The sequence below is a fragment of the Methylobacterium sp. 77 genome, assembly GCF_000372825.1.
Classification (GTDB): Bacteria; Pseudomonadota; Alphaproteobacteria; order Rhizobiales; family Beijerinckiaceae; genus Methylobacterium.
Genome location: NZ_KB910516.1, coordinates 1,622,406 through 1,639,060, shown reverse-complemented (window position 1 = coordinate 1,639,060; position 16,655 = coordinate 1,622,406). Strand labels below are relative to the sequence as shown.

Sequence of the window (16,655 nt, the reverse complement as noted above, 5' to 3'; positions counted from 1 at the left end):
AAGCTTCAGACCCGAATCGATGTGAGGCTGATACAATGAACCTCGTACAGCTCATCTATGCGTCTCGTCCGTTCGGATTTGATCACTCCGCCCTGGATAGCATCCTCACCCAATCGCGGCGCTGCAATACGCGAGACGGCCTGACCGGCGCCCTCATTTGTCGTGGAGACATCTACCTGCAACTTCTGGAAGGCAACGCTGACGCCATTGATGCCACGTATGCGCGGATCGTCAGAGATGATCGACATCTTGAGATCAATCGCCTGTCCTATGAAGTTGCGACAGAGCGTCTTTTCCCGGCCTGGGCCATGCGTAGCGATCCCGCACGTTCTTGGATGTGGTCCCAGGATGAAGTGGCCAACGGGGCAGCAACTCAGGCATCACCAGAACACGTGCTTGGAATTTTTCGGCGGATCGCGACAGAGCCTGCTGAACAGCCTCAGCTTACGATCATATAATTTGCGATAGAACGGCTCGCATCGATGATAGTATCTTCTCGTGTTTGAAGTGATGTGGAATGGCATAGCCCTTGATTTTGAAAGCGCAGGCGCGAGTTGAACCCAGGCTCACGGCGGATCGACAGATGTCAGATCACGGGCAGCTTTTAATGGTCGCGACTGACTAGCTTGGGTCAGAGGCGGAACGTCCGCTTCAGGGTTTGGGGTCAGGGTCCGCTACCCACCCCGAACCGAATTTGCCGAACGGCCAACGAATGGCCGCTTTTGGGAGGCGGCCATGGCAATCTGGGCAGTTGGGTTGTGTCGGGAGCGGAACGTCCGCTTCAGGGCGTAGGGTCAGGTTCTGCTTCCCACCGAGGCTGTGTGAAAAGAGCGTCTGGTGATCAGGCCTGCCTGACATCGCGGAAAATTGCCTTGAGGTTTTGCAAGACATGCGGTTCGTTGGTGGCGACCTCGTAGAAGCTGCTGTCGATAGCGCGCACGATCAACACAGGCACCGGAGCGCTCGCATCTGCGTAAGCCCGAAACTCGCCCCTGATGACCTGCCGGGTTCCATTGGCGAGGTCTCGCAGCCGATCTCCCGTGATCCGTCTGCCGGAGGCCGCAAGCTCGTCGAGACGTCCAGCCTGTTCGCCCGTCGCGTCGAATGCCTCATCGTATGCTGCGACACCGCTCACAATCCACGAGCATTCGATGGCCTGCGCTCCGAGCATTGCCAGGATATGACGTAGGTCGAAATCCAGCACGCTGTCAGTCGTGTCGTAGATGCGAACGATGTGCATGGCCGATCTTCTTGTTCGAGATTCGAGCTCATGATGGTCGTCTTTCTCCCAAGGCGGGAGGTAGAAGATGGCACGCTTTGTCCAAGCAGCAGGCCGCGATCAGGTCGTGTTGCTTCCTGATTGCCTGATGGCATCGTCGGCCCTGTCCACCCGAAGGCGATGCCGGTCTTGCTGACGACGCCGAAGGAGTGGCGGACGTGGCTTGAAGCGCCGACACAGGTCGCCCTCGAGTTACAGCGCCCGCTGCCCGACGCCATGGTGAAGGTCGTGGCGACGGGCGCGCGGCGCGACCCTGCGGAATGAGGATCGCGCCGCGGCCGGTCTGGTGCAGGGACCGGACCGGCCGAGAAGCCGTCTTGACTGGCCGAGGCGTCGGCATCAGCACCGAGGCGCAGAGTCACTCGCGGAGTGGCCTTCCTTAAGGATAGGGTTCGAAAGAGAACGGTGAGAGCCAATGGCCGTTCGGCATTCTGGCCTCCTTCAAAAGCGGACGCGAAAACCGATGATGACGAGAGTTATGGTGGCCGCGCTGACGATGCTGAGCGTGAGCACGACCGTTCACGCCCAAGGGCTCACACGTGGGGCCCAGGACGGAGCGGAGCGCGGAGGGAACATCGCCGGCCCGTTGGGTGCCGCTGTCGGGAGCGCCATCGGTGGTGCAGTTGGGACTGCCAACGAGATTTTAGGTATCGACCGTCGTGAGCGCTTTCGCATCTACACGCGAGGCGAACGGCGGCCTTCGTTCGCCTACCGCGGCACGGTGCGAGTCGGAGCGGTGCTGCCGGAAGACGGCGTCGTCTATTATGACGTACCACCGGAGTTTGCCCTGAAGGGTTTCAACTACACCATCGTCAACGACATACCCGTGTTGGTCGAACCAGGAACGCGCCGGATCGTCGAAGTGATCGACTGACGGGCGATTTGCGCGACCAAGCTTGCGCGAAGGCCGCCAGACGTGGCCTTTTGCGGTCATGCGCTATCCGGCGCGAGCCTAGCTTCCTATACCCCATCGCCTGGCCTTCAACTCCAGGCCGTGAACCGGTTCGAACCGGCCGGTCGCTGATGCAAGGGTTGTCGACGTCAGCATGAGCAGACGGTCTGCCACTTCAGCGATGGGCGATTTGTAGCCTCTCCGACGGGCGAGGTTGGAGAGAAGCGACAATGAGCCAAGTGGCAGTAGCGAAGCCGGAACGGACAGCCTTCTGGTCGGCACTGTTCACCGATCGACGGATCGCGCCAGCCCTCGGCCTTGGGTTCACGTCGGGCATCCCTTTCCTTCTCGTGTACGCGACACAGTCGGCTTGGCTGTCCGACATCGGGATCTCGATCGCGACCATCGGACTCCTGAGCGAGCTGACCCTCGCCTACAAATTCAAATTTTTATGGGCGCCGTTCCTCGATCGGTACGATCCGCCTTTGCTCGGGCGCATCCTCGGCCGAAGGAGAGGCTGGATCGTTGCTGCGCAGCTCGGGGTGATGGCGGCGGTCGCCGGCATAGCGTGCGGCGATCCAGCGAATATGCTCGTATGGACGATCGTTTTTTCGCTGGCCTTGGGGTTTGCGGGAGCAACACTCGACCTCGTCATCGACGGCTGGCGCATCACCAGCGTCCGGCCCCCGGAAAAGCAGGCCGTGCTTTCATCCTGGACGGAGATCGGCTGGCGCCTCGGGAACCTCGCCGCAGGAGCAGGTGCCCTTTTCCTGGCTGACAGGATCGGATGGCGTGGCGCCTATCTCTGCATGGGCGCTCTGATGCTCGTAGGCATGATCGCAGCCGTACTCGCGCCCGAACCACCATCGGATAAGGTTCCTCATCTCGCCCGGTCGGGCTTCGTCGAAACGATCTGGGCGCCCATCCGCGAGTTGCTCACACGTCTCGGCCCAACAGCACCCGTCATCTTGTTGCTGGTCGCCGGCTTCCGCATGCCTGGCTACGTCGCGAGCGCGATGGCGGTGCCGCTGTTCAAGCACCAAGGCTTCTCCAACACCGACATCGCGACAGTCACCAAACTCTTCGGCTTCTGGATCGGGCTTGGCGGGACGTTCCTGGCCGGCGCTCTCATCCCGCGGATCGGGATGCTACCGAGCCTCCTCATCGGCACGGTGGCGGGTTCGGCCGCGCATCTGAGCCTCGCCTACCTCGCTGCGCACGGAGGCGACGGCGGAACGGCCTTCTGGACCTTCGCGGTCACGGTCGGCATCGATGGTTTCGCCTATGCCTTCGCGTCGGTGGTATTGATCACCTACATGTCGACGCTCGCATCGGCCGATCACGCGGCCAGCCAGTTCGGCCTTCTGACGTCGCTCTGCGCTTTCCCGGGCAGCATCCTGGCAGGCTTTTCCGGGTTCGTTATCGAGCGGACAGGCTTCACCTGGTTCTTCATCGGCACGTCGCTGATCGGCGTTCCGGTCGCGCTGCTCGCGTTCTACGTCTGGGCCAAGGTGGGTATCTCCGACGAGGCCACGCCACGGCCCACCGCGCTGCATTAAGTGGTGAAGGGAGAACTTTCCAAGCCGCTCAGGCCATCGCGACCAGAAAATGCCGCTCAGCTATCGTCGCTGAGCGAAGCACGAATCGCTGGATGTTGAAGATGACGTGCGCAGCGATGGTCGAGGGGCCAATGCTGCCAAGAGCGATTTCGAAGCGCTGTCAAACGTCTGCGAGGAGGCTGGCAAGGCGTTCGGCGAGGGCGGCCGGGTGGTGCCTGGCCTCCTCAGTGCTCCGCGCAAGACGGCGTAGCCGGACGCAGGTCCCTCCCGTTCAGTACCGCCCGCACTCGACCCCTCTCGGACATTCAGGAATGTCTACCAAGTGCCGGATTTCGGCCACCGGCTGTCCGGTCCCGGCATTGGGTGGAGCGGGTTCGTCCAACTTCCGATGCAGCGCGCGGATCGCCGTCTCGGTGACCGAGGATTAGCCGAAGGCGACGACGTCGATGCGCCCGGATGCCGGCCGTTGCGCCGCACTGGCGGCGGCACGTCCCGCGACGCCACGAACCCGCGCCAATCTGGCCCTCGAGCGGGGCCGAACTTGGAATCGTTCGCACTTAAGTGCATCCTGACGCCGTATTTGGCCGGCTCGCGAGAACAATAACGCGGGACGCCCGGCGGCGGAGGAAACATGAACGAGATCGTCAAGCCCGACTCCCTGCTGGTCGCCGAGGCCGAGAGCCTGACCGAGACCTTCTTCGGCGGTTGTCCGCACGATTGCCCCGACACCTGCTCGATGCTGTTCGAGGTCAAGGACGGGGAGTTGCTGAGCGTACGCGGCAACCCGGACCACCCGATGACCCGCGGCGGCCTCTGCGTGAAGCTGAAGGATTACGAGAAGCGCCACTACCACCCGGACCGGCTGCTGTATCCGATGAAGCGGGTCGGGCCGAAGGGTGAGAGGCAGTTCGAGCGCATCACCTGGGACGAGGCCCTCGACACCATCGTCACGCGCTGGAAGGCGATCATCGACCAGTACGGGCCGCAGGCCATCGCGCCCTACAGCTACCTCGGCAACCAGGGTCTCGTGCACGGGCTGAACGGCGGCGACGCCTTCTTCAACCGCATGGGCGCCACGGTGACCGAGCGGACCTTCTGCGGCGAGGGCTCGTGCACCGCGTGGCTCCTCACCGTCGGCCCGACCGCAGGGCTCGATCCGGACAGCTACATCCACTCCAAATACATCGTGATCTGGGCCTGCAACTCGGTCTCGACGAACCTGCACCACTGGGCCATCGTCAAGGACGCCCAGAAAAAGGGCGCCAAGGTCGTGGTGATCGACACCTATGCCTCACGCACCGCCAAGGCGGCCGACTGGCACATCGCGCCCAAGCCCGGCACAGACGGCGCCCTCGCCATGGCGCTGATCAACTCCATCATCGAACAAGGCCTCGTCGACCAGGATTACGTCGACAACCACACGGTCGGCTTCGAGGAGTTGAAGGAGAGGGCCAGCACCCGCACGCCGGAATGGGCCGCCGAGATCACCGGCGTCCCGGCCGAGTACATCCGCAAACTCGCCCGCGAGATGGCGACCGAGCAGCCGGTGGGCATCCGCATGGGCGTGGCGCTGGAGCGACATTACGGCGGCGGCCAGACCATCCGGGCCGTGACCTGCATCCCGGCCCTGACCGGCGCCTGGCGCCATGTCGGCGGCGGCGTCACGCAGTTCGGCGTCTGGGAGCACCCCTACAAGTTCGACGTGATGTGCCGGCCCGACCTGATCCCCGAGGGCACCCGCGTCATCAGCAACCTGCAGATCGGACGCGCGCTCACCGGCGAGCTGAAGCTCGATCCGCCGATCATGTCGATGATGTGCTGGAACTCGAACCCGGTCACGCAGGCACCCGAGACCGACAAGATCGTCGAGGGGCTGATGCGCGAGGACCTGTTCATGGTCTCCGCCGAGCACTTCATCTCGGACACCGCCTCCTACGCCGACATCGTGCTCCCGGCGACGATGGGCGCGGAGATGGAGGACATGATCCTGTCCTGGGGTCACCTCTACCTAACCTACAACACCAAATGCGCGGACGCGCCCGGCGAGGCGATCCCGAACAACGAGATCTTCCGCCAGCTCGCCGCCCGGCTCGGCTATGAGGACGAGAACTTCAAGTGGACCGATACGGAGTGCCTGGAGCACTACGTCGACTGGAACGCGCCGGCCTGCGAGGGCATCGACCTCCAGTATATGCGCGAGCACGGTTTCGCGCGGCTCAAGGTCGGCACGCCGGACGACCGGGCTCCGCACAAGGAGGGCAACTTCCCGACGCCGACCGGCAAGTGCATGTTCATGGTCGAGGGCGCCACGAACTTCGTCGCACCGCCGTTCCGGCAGATGTACGAGGCCTTCCAGCCCGGCGAGGCGCTCGATCCGTTGCCCGACTATCTCGGCCCGCGCGAATCCCACACCAACGACCCGGAGCTGGCCAAGCGCTTCCCGCTCAACATCGTCTCGCCCAAGAGCCACTACTTCCTGAACTCCTGCTACGCGAACATGGAGGACAAGCAGAAGGGCCAGGGCGAGCAGTTCGTGATGATCAGTCAAGCCGACGCGGACGCCCGCGACGTCAGGGATGGTGACCGGGTGCAGGTCGCCAACGACCGCGGCGCCTTCAAGGGCGTGGCCCGCATCACCGACGACGTGAAGCCCGGCATCGTGGTGGCGACGCTCGGCTACTGGCGCCAGCTCAACGACGGCACGGTCAACAGCATCTCGTCGGGCGCCTTCACCGATATGGGCCACGCCCCCTCGTTCTCGGACAACCTCGTCGAGGTCTCGCGAGCGAATTGAGGGCGTCGCCGAGCGCCTGAACGAGACATTCCATAACGACGCCGAGCGTCCCAAGGGGCGCTCGGCGTCGTCGGCGGCGGCCTATCCAGCAGACACCATGAAAAAAGCGCGGCCCCTCGCGGGACCGCGCTTCTCAGACTCGTTCGGCCATGAGGCCGAGGCGGATTACGCCTCCTGACGCGGGCCGCGGGCGCGGTCCTGGTCGGCGTTGCGCTCGGCCTTGAGCTTCTCGGTGATGTCCTCGCCGGTCTCCTGATCGACGACCTTCATGGAGAGGCGGATCTTGCCGCGGTCGTCCTGGCCGAGGAACTTCACCTTGACCTTGTCGCCTTCCTTGACGACGTCGGTGACCTTGGCGACGCGGGCAGCGGCGAGTTCGGAGATGTGGACGAGACCGTCCTTGGCGCCGAAGAAGTTCACGAAGGCGCCGAACTCCATCGTCTTCACGACCGTGCCGTCATAGATCATGCCCGGCTCGGCTTCCGCTACGATCGAACGGATCCAGTTATAGGCGGCCTTGATGGCCTTGCCGTCGCTGGAGGCGATCTTCACCGTGCCGGTGTCGTCGATGTTGATCTTGGCGCCGGTCTTCTCGACGATCTCGCGGATCACCTTGCCGCCGGTGCCGATCACTTCCCGGATCTTGTCGGTGGGGATCTGCATGGTCTCGATGCGGGGCGCGTATTCGCCGAGCTCGGGACGGGCGTCGGTGAGGGCCTTGGCCATCTCGCCGAGGATGTGGACGCGGCCTTCCTGCGCCTGATGCAGGGCGACCTTCATGATCTCCTCGGTGATGCCGGCGATCTTGATGTCCATCTGCAGCGAGGTGATGCCGGCTTCCGTGCCCGCCACCTTGAAGTCCATGTCGCCGAGGTGATCCTCGTCGCCGAGGATGTCGGACAGCACGGCGTAGCGCTCACCTTCGAGGATGAGGCCCATGGCGATGCCGGCCACCGGACGGCGCAGGGGCACGCCCGCATCCATCAGCGACAGCGAGGCGCCACAGACGGAGGCCATCGAGGACGAGCCGTTGGACTCGGTGATCTCGGACACGACGCGGATCGTGTACGGGAACTCGTGGGCCGGCGGCAGCACGGGGTGCACGGCGCGCCAGGCGAGCTTGCCGTGGCCGATCTCGCGACGGCCCGGGGAGCCCATGCGGCCGGTCTCGCCCACCGAGTAGGGAGGGAAGTTGTAGTGCAGCAGGAAGGTCTCCTTGTAGGTGCCTTCCAGCGCGTCGATGAACTGCTCGTCCTCGCCGGTGCCGAGGGTGGCGACCACGAGGGCCTGGGTCTCACCGCGGGTGAACAGCGACGAGCCGTGGGCGCGCGGCAGCACGCCGACCTGAGACACGATCGGGCGCACGGTGCGGACGTCGCGTCCGTCGATGCGCGAACCGGTGTCGAGGATGTTCCAGCGCACGACCTTGGACTGCGCTTCCTTGAACGCGGCCTTGACCTTCTCAGGCGCGAACTTCTGCTCGCCTTCGGCCGGGCACAGGGCCGCGATCACCTTCGCCTTGACGGCGTCGACGGCGGCGTAGCGCTCCTGCTTGACGGTGTTCTTGTAGGCGTCGCGCAGCTCGGCCTCGCAGACGTCGAGGACGGCCTTCTCCACGTCGCCGTTCTCGGGCGCGGAGAAGTTGCGGGGCTCCTTGGCGGCCTTCTCGGCGAGGCGGATGATCGCCTCGATGACCGGCTGGAAATGCTTGTGGCCGAACATCACGGCGCCGAGCATGACCTCTTCGTCGAGCTCCTTGGCCTCGGATTCCACCATCAGCACGGCGTCCTGCGTGCCGGCGACGACGAGATCCAGGGTCGAGTTCTCGAGCTCGGGCACCGGCGGGTTGAGGATGTACTGGCCGTTGATGAAGCCGACGCGCGCAGCGCCGATCGGGCCCGTGAACGGCACGCCCGACAGCGTCAGGGCGGCGGAGGCCGCGACCATGGCGAGGATGTCGGGATCGTTCTCGAGATCGTGGGTCAGGACGGTGACGACGACCTGGGTATCGTTGCGCCAGCCCTCGACGAAGAGGGGGCGGATCGGACGGTCGATCAGGCGGGAGACCAGGGTCTCCTTCTCGGACGGACGGCCCTCGCGCTTGAAGTAGCCGCCGGGGATGCGGCCGGCGGCGTAGGCGCGCTCCTGGTAGTTCACGGTGAGCGGCAGGAAGTCGATTCCGGCCTTGGGCTCCTTGCCCGACACGACGGTGGCCAGCACCGAGGTCTCGCCGTAGGTCGCCATCACGGCGCCGTCGGCCTGGCGGGCGACCTTGCCCGTCTCGAGGACGAGCTTGCGGTCGCCCCACATCAGCTCTTCACGTTGTACGTCGAACATATGTCTCGCCTTCCTGCGATCGGGCGAACCCGGCGCCGCCAGGGGCAAGATGGCGCGGCACTCGACCGAGGGGGCCGAGTGCCGCGCGATCCTGTCCCCGGCGCATCGCGCCTCCAAGTCGCCCGAGGGTCGCGCGGCCGGACCCATTCCGGCAGCGCGGGTGTTGTGGAGCATCGGGTCTCGCGAGACCGTTTCCCGGTCTCCAGGCCGATGCCGTGACGAAAACGCGGCCCGGAGCCGAGGCTCGGGACCGCGTGGAGTCTCGCCTTAGCGGCGGATGCCGAGACGCTCGATGAGGCTGCGGTAGCGAGCCTCGTCCTTGCGCTTGACGTAATCGAGCAGCGAGCGGCGCTGCGACACCATCTTCAGGAGGCCGCGGCGGGAATGGTTGTCCTTGCCGTGGGTCTTGAAGTGGCCGGTGAGGTTGGTGATCCGCTCGGTGAGGATCGCCACCTGGACCTCCGGAGAACCGGTATCCTTGCCGCCGGTCGCATATTCCTTGATGAGCGCGGTCTTGCGCTCTGCTGAAATCGACATCGCATTCCCTTTCGATACGGGTTTTGGGTCGAGACGGCCCACGCGATGGAGGGTCGGCCTCAGCCTGGGGCGTGGCCTGTGCCGGGATGTCGTCCAGCACGGTCGCGTCCACAAGCAGCTTTAGCCCCGTGCCCGTTTCCGGGTCGAGGCTCGGGCACACATACACGAATCCGGGATGCGTGCCACCCCCGTCGCGCGACCCGTCCGATCGATCCGCCCCTGCGCGATCGCCGAATCGGATTGAGCCTCGACGCCGGTGACGGAGCGGGGAGGGCCCGGTTCCGCACCGGTGGGACGACCCAATTCGCTCCCCTCCGCCACCGGCCCCAACCTCTAGATTTTCCGTATTGTCTGTCTGCAGATTGGAATTCATTCCACCCACTGATGATATCCGGCTAAAATTCCAGTTGTTGTGTTTGCGGTCAAACATATCCATAAAGTCAAGCTTGGTTGGCTCAATCATGAACACAACCTGCTAACGAACCCAAGGCCGGGATGGAATGGACAGAATTGTCATTCGGATCGTCAAACCAATAACTTTTGCTCTTATTGCCTTCATATCGAGCTACTACTTGTTTGGCTCGCTCTTTATCTCAGGGGTACTGAGCCTGATCCCCCTGCTGCTTGGATGGGTCGGCGTCCTCGAGGCATTCTCCTATACGATCGCAGCATTGATCTTCATTGCCGCCGTCGTCTGGGCCGTCGTTCCGGTGGAGACGAAAAATTTCGTCCGGCAACAGTCGGATGCGTTCACCAATGAGCTGACCGCCGCGGTGCCGGAGACGAAAAAACCGGACTAGAAACGCAGAGCGCATCACCGAACGCCAATCGCTGCCGATCGAATTGGCTGGACCGACGGTGCCCGCGCAGGATGCGAGGCACCATCCGGTCTCATCGCCCGATCAAACGGCGAGCGCCGCCGGATCCGCGACCGTCGCGCTCACGGCGCGGATATCCCGAACCAGCGCATCGATCCGTTCGGGGTCGGAATCCCAGGCGAACATGAACCGGGCGCCGCCGCCGATGAAGGTGTAGAAGCGCCAGCCCCGCTCCCGCAGGGCGTCGAGCCGCTCGGGAGCGGCCCTCAGGAACACCGCATTGGCCTCCACCGGGAACATGGCGGTGATGCCGGGGCATTCCGCCACCGCCTCGGCGAGGCGCTGCGCGCAGGCATTGGCGTGGGCCGCGTTGCGGAGCCAGGCGCCGCCCTCCAGCATCCCGACCCAGGGCGCGGTGAGGAAGCGCATCTTGGAGGCGAGCTGCCCCGCCTGCTTGCAGCGGTAGCCGAAATCCTCGGCCAGAGCCGGGTCGAAGAACAGGATCGCCTCGCCCGCGGCCATGCCGTTCTTGGTGCCGCCGAAGCAGAGGAGGTCGACGCCGGCCTTCCAGGTCATCTCGGCGGGATCGCAGCCGAGGCTGGCGCAGGCATTGGCGAAGCGCGCCCCGTCCATGTGGAGGCGCAGGGAGAGCTCGCGGCAGGTGGCCGCGATCGCCCGGATCTCGTCGAGCGTGTAGACCTCCCCCGTCTCCGTCGGCTGAGTGATCGTCACCACGCGCGGTTTCGGGAAATGGATGTCCGAGCGGCCGGTGGCGAGGCCGCGGATCAGGGCAGGGGTGAGCTTGCCGTCGCCGCTCGCCGCCACCAGCAGCTTCGAGCCGTTGGAGAAGAATTCCGGCGCGCCGCATTCGTCGGTCTCCACATGCGCCGAGGCCGAGCAGATGACGCTGTGATAGGACTGGCACAGGGATGCCAGCGCCAGCGAATTCGCGGCCGTGCCGTTGAAGGCGAAGAACACCTCCGCATCCGGCTTGCCGAACAGAGTGCGGAACGCGTCCGCCGCCCGTTTCGTCCAGGCATCCTCGCCATAGGCCGGCACCGAGCCGCCATTGGCCGCCTCGGTGGCGTTCCATGCCTCGGGGCAGATGCCGGCGTAATTGTCGCTCGCGAATTGCTGGGGTTCGGGTGTCATCGTCTCGTTCGCCTTCCGTCGATCTCGCATCAGAAGCGAAGCGACTCGTGGCGAAACCCGTTTGTTTGCCGGTTCGGCCACATCCCCTCGTCTCGTTGAGGGCTCCACCTTGCTCGGATCAGCAGGTTGGCGTCGGGCGTCGCCGCGACTCTTGATGCAACCGCGCACATAGCAGGCGCTACCTTCCGCTGCAACGCAGTATGGCGCCCAACGCAGACACACCGCTTCGATTGTCTTCCGACCGGCCGATACGGCGGCCTCGTTAACCGTCTCCGGACAGGATCGCGAAGGGAGCGCCGTGGTATCGGCGCCGATCCGCACGCCCGGTCGAGGACGACATCCGGTGAGTTCAGCATCGACGACGCCCCGGCTCCGACCTCGCGCCGGTTCCGCCACCGGCTCCGGGCGCTCGCCCTTCGACCATCCGGCGATCCTGTGGGCGCTCCTCGCCTCCGGTCTCTACGCGCTCTATCCCGTCACCGCGCTCCTCGATGTGATCCGGCACCTCAACCTGCCCGACACCGACGATGCCATGCGCCTCGTCCAGGTGCGGGATCTGCTGGCCGGGCAGGGCTGGTTCGACATGGTCCAGCACCGGTTGCTACCGCCGAACGGTGCCGCGATGCACTGGTCGCGCTTCGTCGACGCGCCCCTCGCCGGTCTGATCGCCGCCGCGAGCCCGATCGTCGGGCGCCCCCTGGCGGAAGGCCTCGTCGTCGCGCTGTGGCCGCCGCTGCTGTTCGGCCTCTATCTCACCCTGGTCTACCGGGCGGTCGCCGCGCGCTTCAATCGCCGCGCGGCCATGCTGTCGCTGTTCGCGGCGACCCAGGCCGGCGAACTCGGCGGCCTCTTCGCCTTCGGCCGGATCGACCACCACAATATCCAGGTGCTCTTCATCCTCGGCCTCGGCCTGTCGATCGCCGGCAACGATCGATCCTGGCGCAAGGCCGCGCTGGCCGGCCTGTTCGCGGCCTGCTCCCTGGCCGTCGGCCTCGAAGCGCTGCCCTTCATCGCCCTGGCCGCTCTGTTCGTCCTCGGCGACTGGATCCTCGACGGCGAGCGGGCGCTGGCGGCGCTCCTCGCCTTCGCCCTCTGCCTCGCGGGCGCGGCCCTCGTCCTCTTCGCCGGTCAGACCGCGTCGGGCCTGTGGCTGACAACGGAATGCGATGCCCTCTCGCCGCCCTGGCTCTGGATCGCCGCCGCCGGAGCCGGCATCGCCATCGGCGCTCGCGCACTCACACCCGTGCTCGCGACCCCGCTGCGAAGGGCCGCCGTCACGGCGATGCTCGGGGCCGGCGCCATCGCCGCCTTCGTCGCCCTGTTCCCCGCCTGTCTCTCCGGCCCGTTCACCGGCATGCCGGACATCGTGCGGAGGGAATGGCTGAACCAGGTGATGGAGATGCTGCCGTTCCGCACTTTGCTGGCGGCAAAGCCCGCCGAGGCCCTGGCCTACGTGGTGCCCCTGGCCCTCGCGGCCATCGTCGCGGCCTGGGCGGCGTGGCGCGGCCCCGTGGCGAACAGGCGAGGCGCGGCCCTGACGGCCCTGTTCCTCGGCACCGGCTTCGCCCTGGCGCAGTTTCAGTTTCGGGGGATCTACGTGGCGTCGGGCTTCATCGCGCTGGTGGCGGCGCCGATGCTCGACCGCGCCATCACGCTCCTGCGCGAGGATGCACCGGCTTGGCGCCGGGTCGCGATGCTGGCCGGGGCGGTGCTGCTGCTGGCAAAGGTCTGGGCGGTGCCCTTCGCGCTCGTGCGCTCGGCGACGGAGCAGGCCGCGTCCCCTGTCGCCGCCTGGCAGAACTGCACGGCGAAGGCGTCTCTCGAGGCGCTGGATGGGCGGGAGCCCGGAACCGTCCTGGCGGCGATCAACAACGGCCCGCCGATCCTGGTCCACACCCATCACGCCGTGGTGGCGGCTCCGTATCACCGCGCGATCGCCGGCCTGCGTGCCTCGATCGAAGGCCTCAACGGCGACGAGGCGGCGCTGAGGCACGCCCTCATCGAATCGGGCGCGACCTATCTCGTTCTATGCAGCAACGGCGAACCCGGCTCGGGTCCGGTGCCGTTCTCCGACCGCCTCGTCGCGGGCTCCGCATCCGTGCCGTGGCTCGAACGCATCCCGCTCGACGCGACGCCGGTCTTCCTATGGCGCTTCCGCCCGGAACGCTGAGCCGAGCGTTCTCATGCCCGGGCCCAGCGAGGTCCGGTCTCAGGCCGTGGGGCGGCCCGAGCGGCCGGCATAGCGACGGCGAAGGTAGGACACGACCTTGGGAAGGATGAAGGCGAGGATCAGCTTGCGCATGAAGGAGCAGCTCCGGAGCGAGGGGAATGGGGGCTCTGGCGGAGCCCGCCTGTCCGGAGAGCAATGATCGGCAGGGCGTTGCGTTCCGCGGGCGAACACGAAGCCGTGAGGCACGCAAGGTCCGCCGGGCCGCTCACAGCTCGAGGGTCAGCGTCACCGGGACATGGTCGGACGGACGCTCCCAGCCCCGCGCCTCCCGGAAGACGTCCACCGAACGGGCCGTGCCGGCGAGATCGGGCGAGACCCAGGCATGGTCGAGGCGCCGCCCCTTGTTGGCCGCGGACCAGTCGGGCGAGCGGTAGCTCCACCACGTGAAGATCTTCTCCGGCTCCGGCGTCAGCACGCGGGCGGCATCGATCCAGCCGGCTTCCCCGCGCAGGAGTTCCAGGGCCTCGGTCTCCACCGGCGTGTGGCTGACCACGGAGAGGAGCTGCTTGTGCGACCAGACGTCGTGCTCCAGCGGCGCCACGTTGAGGTCGCCCACCAGGATCGCCGGACCGGCCATGCGCCGGCCGCCCCAGGCGCGCAGGTCGCGCAGGAAGTCGAGCTTGTGCGCGAATTTCGGGTTGAGGCCGACATCCGGGACGTCGCCGCCCGCGGGGACGTAGAAATTGTGGATCGCGAGGCCGGCCGCCGCACCCGCCTCGGGCCCGAGCACCGCCGAGATGTGGCGGGGCATCCGGCTTTTCGCAGAAGGCCATGACGTCGCGGGTGAGCAGGGGAAAGCGCGACAGGATGGCGACGCCGTTATAGCCCTTCTGGCCGGCGAACACGACATGCTCGTAGCCCGATCCGCGCAAGGCCTTGAGCGGAAAGGCGTCGTCCGGGCACTTGGTCTCCTGCAGGCAGAGCACGTCGGGCTTGGCCTCGGCGAGGAATCGGAGGACGAGATCGATGCGCAACCGCACCGAATTGATGTTCCAGGTGGTGACGGAGAGGCGCAACGGGTCTAGCTCACATATGTCATAAGGGTCTGGGCCGATCGCTTCGATAGACCGGATCGGCTCGCCCGTCGCCGCACAATTGCCGCGTTCCATCATCGAGAAGGACGCGCCGTCGAAGATACAGGAAGGATCGCCCGTCGTGTCGCGCACCCGCTCTGCGCTCTTCAACGCCTACTGGGCCGGCTGGACCGCCCTGTTCGCCTTCCCCCTCGTGGTGCTGGCGATCCTCGGCTGCCCGACCCGGCCGATCCGGGCGGCGACCCGGCTGTGGTCGCGGGGCATCCTGTTCGGGCTGCGCCACATCGTCGGCCTCGACTATGTCGAGGAGGGGCGGGCGCATATCCCATCCGAGCCATGCCTGATCGTGGCCAACCACCAATCGGCCTGGGAGACCCTGGCCTTCCTCATCCTGATCCCCAACGTCGCCATCGTCGCCAAGCGCGAACTCGTGGCGATCCCCATCGTCGGCTGGTTCCTGCGGCGTTCGCCGATGATCATCATCGACCGGGCCAACGGCACCCAGGCCCTGCGCACGATGATCGACGAGAGCCGCCTCGCCATCGCGGAAGGCCGCTCGATCCTGATGTTCCCGGAGGGCACCCGCAGCACCATCGACGCGCCGGTGCAGTTCAAGCGCGGGGTGGAACTGCTCTACGCCAAGCTCGGCCTGCCGGTGCTGCCGGTGGCGGTGAATTCCGGCCTGTACTGGCCCCATGGCGGTTCGCGCCACATCCCCGGCACCGTGGTGGTGAGCTACCTCACGGCGCTGAAGCCGGGCCTCTCCGGCGGCGAGTTCATGCGGGGCACGCAGGATGCGATCGACGCGGAACTGGATCGCTGGCGGAACGGCCCCCCGGTGATGGGACTTCAGGCGTCGTGACATCAGCTTTCCGGGACGGCTGAATCGCCAGCTGGAGTCGATCCTGGAAACGAGGCGAGTGACGGATCGCCCGGTCTTCATCAACGCGAAAACCCTGCCCCCTCCGCGGGGGAGGGTGCCTGCGGAGCAGGCGGGAGAGGGGACGACCTCTCCGAATGGCTCACGCCCCTCATCCGACCCGCTGACGCGGGCCACCTTCTCCCGCGGAGGGGAGAAAGAAGGCGCTCGTGATCATTGCGCCTTGATCTGCTTTTCCATCGCCTTGTCCTCGGTGCGCCCGTAATTGATGAAGAACTGGCTGCCGTCGACGGCCTTGCCCTTCTGCAGGTTCGAGAGCTGCACCGTGGTCTGGTAGCCCTGCGGGTCGGTGATCCGCCACTGGCTCAGGGTCTTCATCTCGGCATCGAAGAACAGCTGGATCTTCGAGGTGCCGCCGAGCGTCGCGCGGTCCTCCAGCGAGATGCGGATGCCGCCCGGATCGTTGGAGACGTCCGACACGGTGAGGTCGCGGGCGAGGTCGATCTTGTCGCGGAGCAGGAATTTCAGCGGCGTCTGCGAGATGAAATAGAGGTCCTGGGTCTTCAGCTTGCGGTCCTTCACCGCCACCGAGGTGCCGTCGGCCACCACCTCCATGGGGGAGGGCTGGTCGTAATCGAAGCGCAGGCGGCCGGGCTTGGCGAGGGTGATCTTGCCGCCGATGCGGCGCCCGTCGGCGGCGATCTGGACGAAGCTGCCGCTGAGCGTGGTCATGCCGTTGAAATAGGCGTTGGCCTGGGCGAGCACGGCGGCGGGCTCGGCATCGAGCATCGACGAGGCGGCCGAGGGCGCGCCGACGGCGGCGACCTTGGCGGGCGCGTCCGGGGCGGCCGCCTTGGCACCGGCCTTCGCGCCGGGCGCTGCCTTGTCGGCGGTCGCCTTGGCATCCTTGGCGGGTTTCGGCGCCTGGGCCGTCGGCTTCTTCGCGGCGGGGGGAGCGGCCGGGGCCGCTTCCGGCTCGGGCGCCGGGGCCGGAGCGGGCTGTTCCTTGCGGCCGAACAGGCCGTCGAGGAAGGAAGAGACCTGCGCTGAGGCCGGTGCGGGCTGCAGGCTGGCGGCCAGCACGAAGAGCGAGCCGGCGGCGAGGGTGTGGCGGCGGCCGGTCATCGTGGCGCGTTCTCCGAA

12 protein-coding genes, 2 pseudogenes and 1 riboswitch are annotated in these 16,655 nt (G+C 66.2%); of the genes and pseudogenes, 8 read left to right on the top strand and 6 right to left on the bottom strand.

What is annotated here, in order from left to right; translation table 11 throughout:
• The first annotated feature begins 35 nt into the window (after positions 1–35).
• A complete protein-coding gene (locus A3OK_RS23525) occupies positions 36–458 on the top strand; it encodes a BLUF domain-containing protein (protein WP_081631164.1) in 423 nt (140 codons plus the stop codon).
• Between the two features lie 383 nt (positions 459–841).
• On the opposite strand, the gene A3OK_RS22510 is transcribed toward A3OK_RS23525, so the two are convergent.
• The gene (locus tag A3OK_RS22510) at positions 842–1,240 is read right to left on the bottom strand and encodes a hypothetical protein (RefSeq protein ID WP_019904375.1); all 399 of its coding nucleotides are present in this window, start codon (positions 1,238–1,240) and stop codon (positions 842–844) included.
• Positions 1,241–1,366: 126 nt separating this feature from the next.
• On the opposite strand from A3OK_RS22510, the pseudogene A3OK_RS23520 reads away from it, so the two are divergent.
• From A3OK_RS23520 to A3OK_RS0107725, 4 genes and pseudogenes are all read left to right on the top strand, one after another.
• A pseudogene (locus A3OK_RS23520) lies at positions 1,367–1,543 on the top strand (SOS response-associated peptidase); the annotation flags it as partial.
• 214 nt (positions 1,544–1,757) lie between these two features.
• Positions 1,758–2,153: a DUF1236 domain-containing protein gene (locus A3OK_RS0107740; protein ID WP_245259330.1), complete on the top strand. Its 396-nt coding sequence runs from the start codon at positions 1,758–1,760 to the stop codon at positions 2,151–2,153.
• Between the two features lie 248 nt (positions 2,154–2,401).
• Entirely contained in the window at positions 2,402–3,730 is a 1,329-nt protein-coding gene (locus A3OK_RS0107735; protein ID WP_019904372.1) for an MFS transporter, read from the top strand.
• A gap of 631 nt (positions 3,731–4,361) precedes the next feature.
• Entirely contained in the window at positions 4,362–6,524 is a 2,163-nt protein-coding gene (locus tag A3OK_RS0107725; protein ID WP_019904370.1) for a molybdopterin oxidoreductase family protein, read from the top strand.
• A 165-nt stretch (positions 6,525–6,689) separates the two neighbouring features.
• Here the strand turns inward: A3OK_RS0107725 and pnp are convergent, their stop codons facing one another.
• Entirely contained in the window at positions 6,690–8,861 is a 2,172-nt protein-coding gene (gene pnp / locus A3OK_RS0107720) for a polyribonucleotide nucleotidyltransferase (protein ID WP_019904369.1), read from the bottom strand.
• 267 nt (positions 8,862–9,128) lie between these two features.
• Positions 9,129–9,398: a 30S ribosomal protein S15 gene (gene rpsO / locus A3OK_RS0107715; protein ID WP_018044126.1), complete on the bottom strand. Its 270-nt coding sequence runs from the start codon at positions 9,396–9,398 to the stop codon at positions 9,129–9,131.
• Positions 9,399–9,898: 500 nt separating this feature from the next.
• Here rpsO and A3OK_RS0107710 point away from each other — a divergent pair, with 500 nt between their 5' ends.
• Positions 9,899–10,198, top strand: coding sequence for a hypothetical protein (locus A3OK_RS0107710; protein ID WP_019904368.1), 300 nt, complete (start codon positions 9,899–9,901; stop codon positions 10,196–10,198).
• 102 nt (positions 10,199–10,300) lie between these two features.
• On the opposite strand, the gene A3OK_RS0107705 is transcribed toward A3OK_RS0107710, so the two are convergent.
• Positions 10,301–11,368, bottom strand: coding sequence for a low specificity L-threonine aldolase (locus A3OK_RS0107705; RefSeq protein ID WP_026597038.1), 1,068 nt, complete (start codon positions 11,366–11,368; stop codon positions 10,301–10,303).
• A 51-nt stretch (positions 11,369–11,419) separates the two neighbouring features.
• Positions 11,420–11,531, bottom strand: a riboswitch (SAM-I-IV-variant riboswitch).
• A gap of 180 nt (positions 11,532–11,711) precedes the next feature.
• Between A3OK_RS0107705 and A3OK_RS22505 the strand changes: the two genes are divergently transcribed.
• Positions 11,712–13,538 (top strand): hypothetical protein, encoded by a 1,827-nt coding sequence (locus A3OK_RS22505; protein ID WP_019904366.1) that lies wholly within the window; start codon positions 11,712–11,714, stop codon positions 13,536–13,538.
• 265 nt (positions 13,539–13,803) lie between these two features.
• Here A3OK_RS22505 and A3OK_RS22500 read toward each other — a convergent pair.
• Positions 13,804–14,614 (bottom strand): annotated as a pseudogene (locus A3OK_RS22500) (exodeoxyribonuclease III).
• A gap of 139 nt (positions 14,615–14,753) precedes the next feature.
• Here A3OK_RS22500 and A3OK_RS0107685 point away from each other — a divergent pair.
• Positions 14,754–15,494, top strand: a complete 741-nt coding sequence (locus A3OK_RS0107685; RefSeq protein ID WP_036302683.1) for a lysophospholipid acyltransferase family protein — start codon at positions 14,754–14,756, stop codon at positions 15,492–15,494.
• Between the two features lie 231 nt (positions 15,495–15,725).
• Here A3OK_RS0107685 and A3OK_RS0107680 read toward each other — a convergent pair whose 3' ends face one another.
• Positions 15,726–16,637 carry an outer-membrane lipoprotein carrier protein LolA gene (locus tag A3OK_RS0107680; protein WP_019904361.1) on the bottom strand — a complete coding sequence of 304 codons (912 nt, stop codon included), beginning with the start codon at positions 16,635–16,637 and terminating at the stop codon, positions 15,726–15,728.
• Between the last annotated feature and the right edge of the window lie 18 nt (positions 16,638–16,655).

What these genes read in the sequence shown, in the direction of transcription:
- A3OK_RS23525 (WP_081631164.1), top strand. Translation starts at nt 36, where the DNA reads ATGAACCTCGTACAGCTCATCTATGCGTCTCGTCCGTTCGGATTTGAT.
- A3OK_RS22510 (WP_019904375.1), bottom strand. Translation starts at nt 1,240, where the DNA reads ATGCACATCGTTCGCATCTACGACACGACTGACAGCGTGCTGGATTTC.
- A3OK_RS0107740 (WP_245259330.1), top strand. Translation starts at nt 1,758, where the DNA reads ATGGTGGCCGCGCTGACGATGCTGAGCGTGAGCACGACCGTTCACGCC.
- A3OK_RS0107735 (WP_019904372.1), top strand. Translation starts at nt 2,402, where the DNA reads ATGAGCCAAGTGGCAGTAGCGAAGCCGGAACGGACAGCCTTCTGGTCG.
- A3OK_RS0107725 (WP_019904370.1), top strand. Translation starts at nt 4,362, where the DNA reads ATGAACGAGATCGTCAAGCCCGACTCCCTGCTGGTCGCCGAGGCCGAG.
- pnp (WP_019904369.1), bottom strand. Translation starts at nt 8,861, where the DNA reads ATGTTCGACGTACAACGTGAAGAGCTGATGTGGGGCGACCGCAAGCTC.
- rpsO (WP_018044126.1), bottom strand. Translation starts at nt 9,398, where the DNA reads ATGTCGATTTCAGCAGAGCGCAAGACCGCGCTCATCAAGGAATATGCG.
- A3OK_RS0107710 (WP_019904368.1), top strand. Translation starts at nt 9,899, where the DNA reads ATGGACAGAATTGTCATTCGGATCGTCAAACCAATAACTTTTGCTCTT.
- A3OK_RS0107705 (WP_026597038.1), bottom strand. Translation starts at nt 11,368, where the DNA reads ATGACACCCGAACCCCAGCAATTCGCGAGCGACAATTACGCCGGCATC.
- A3OK_RS0107680 (WP_019904361.1), bottom strand. Translation starts at nt 16,637, where the DNA reads ATGACCGGCCGCCGCCACACCCTCGCCGCCGGCTCGCTCTTCGTGCTG.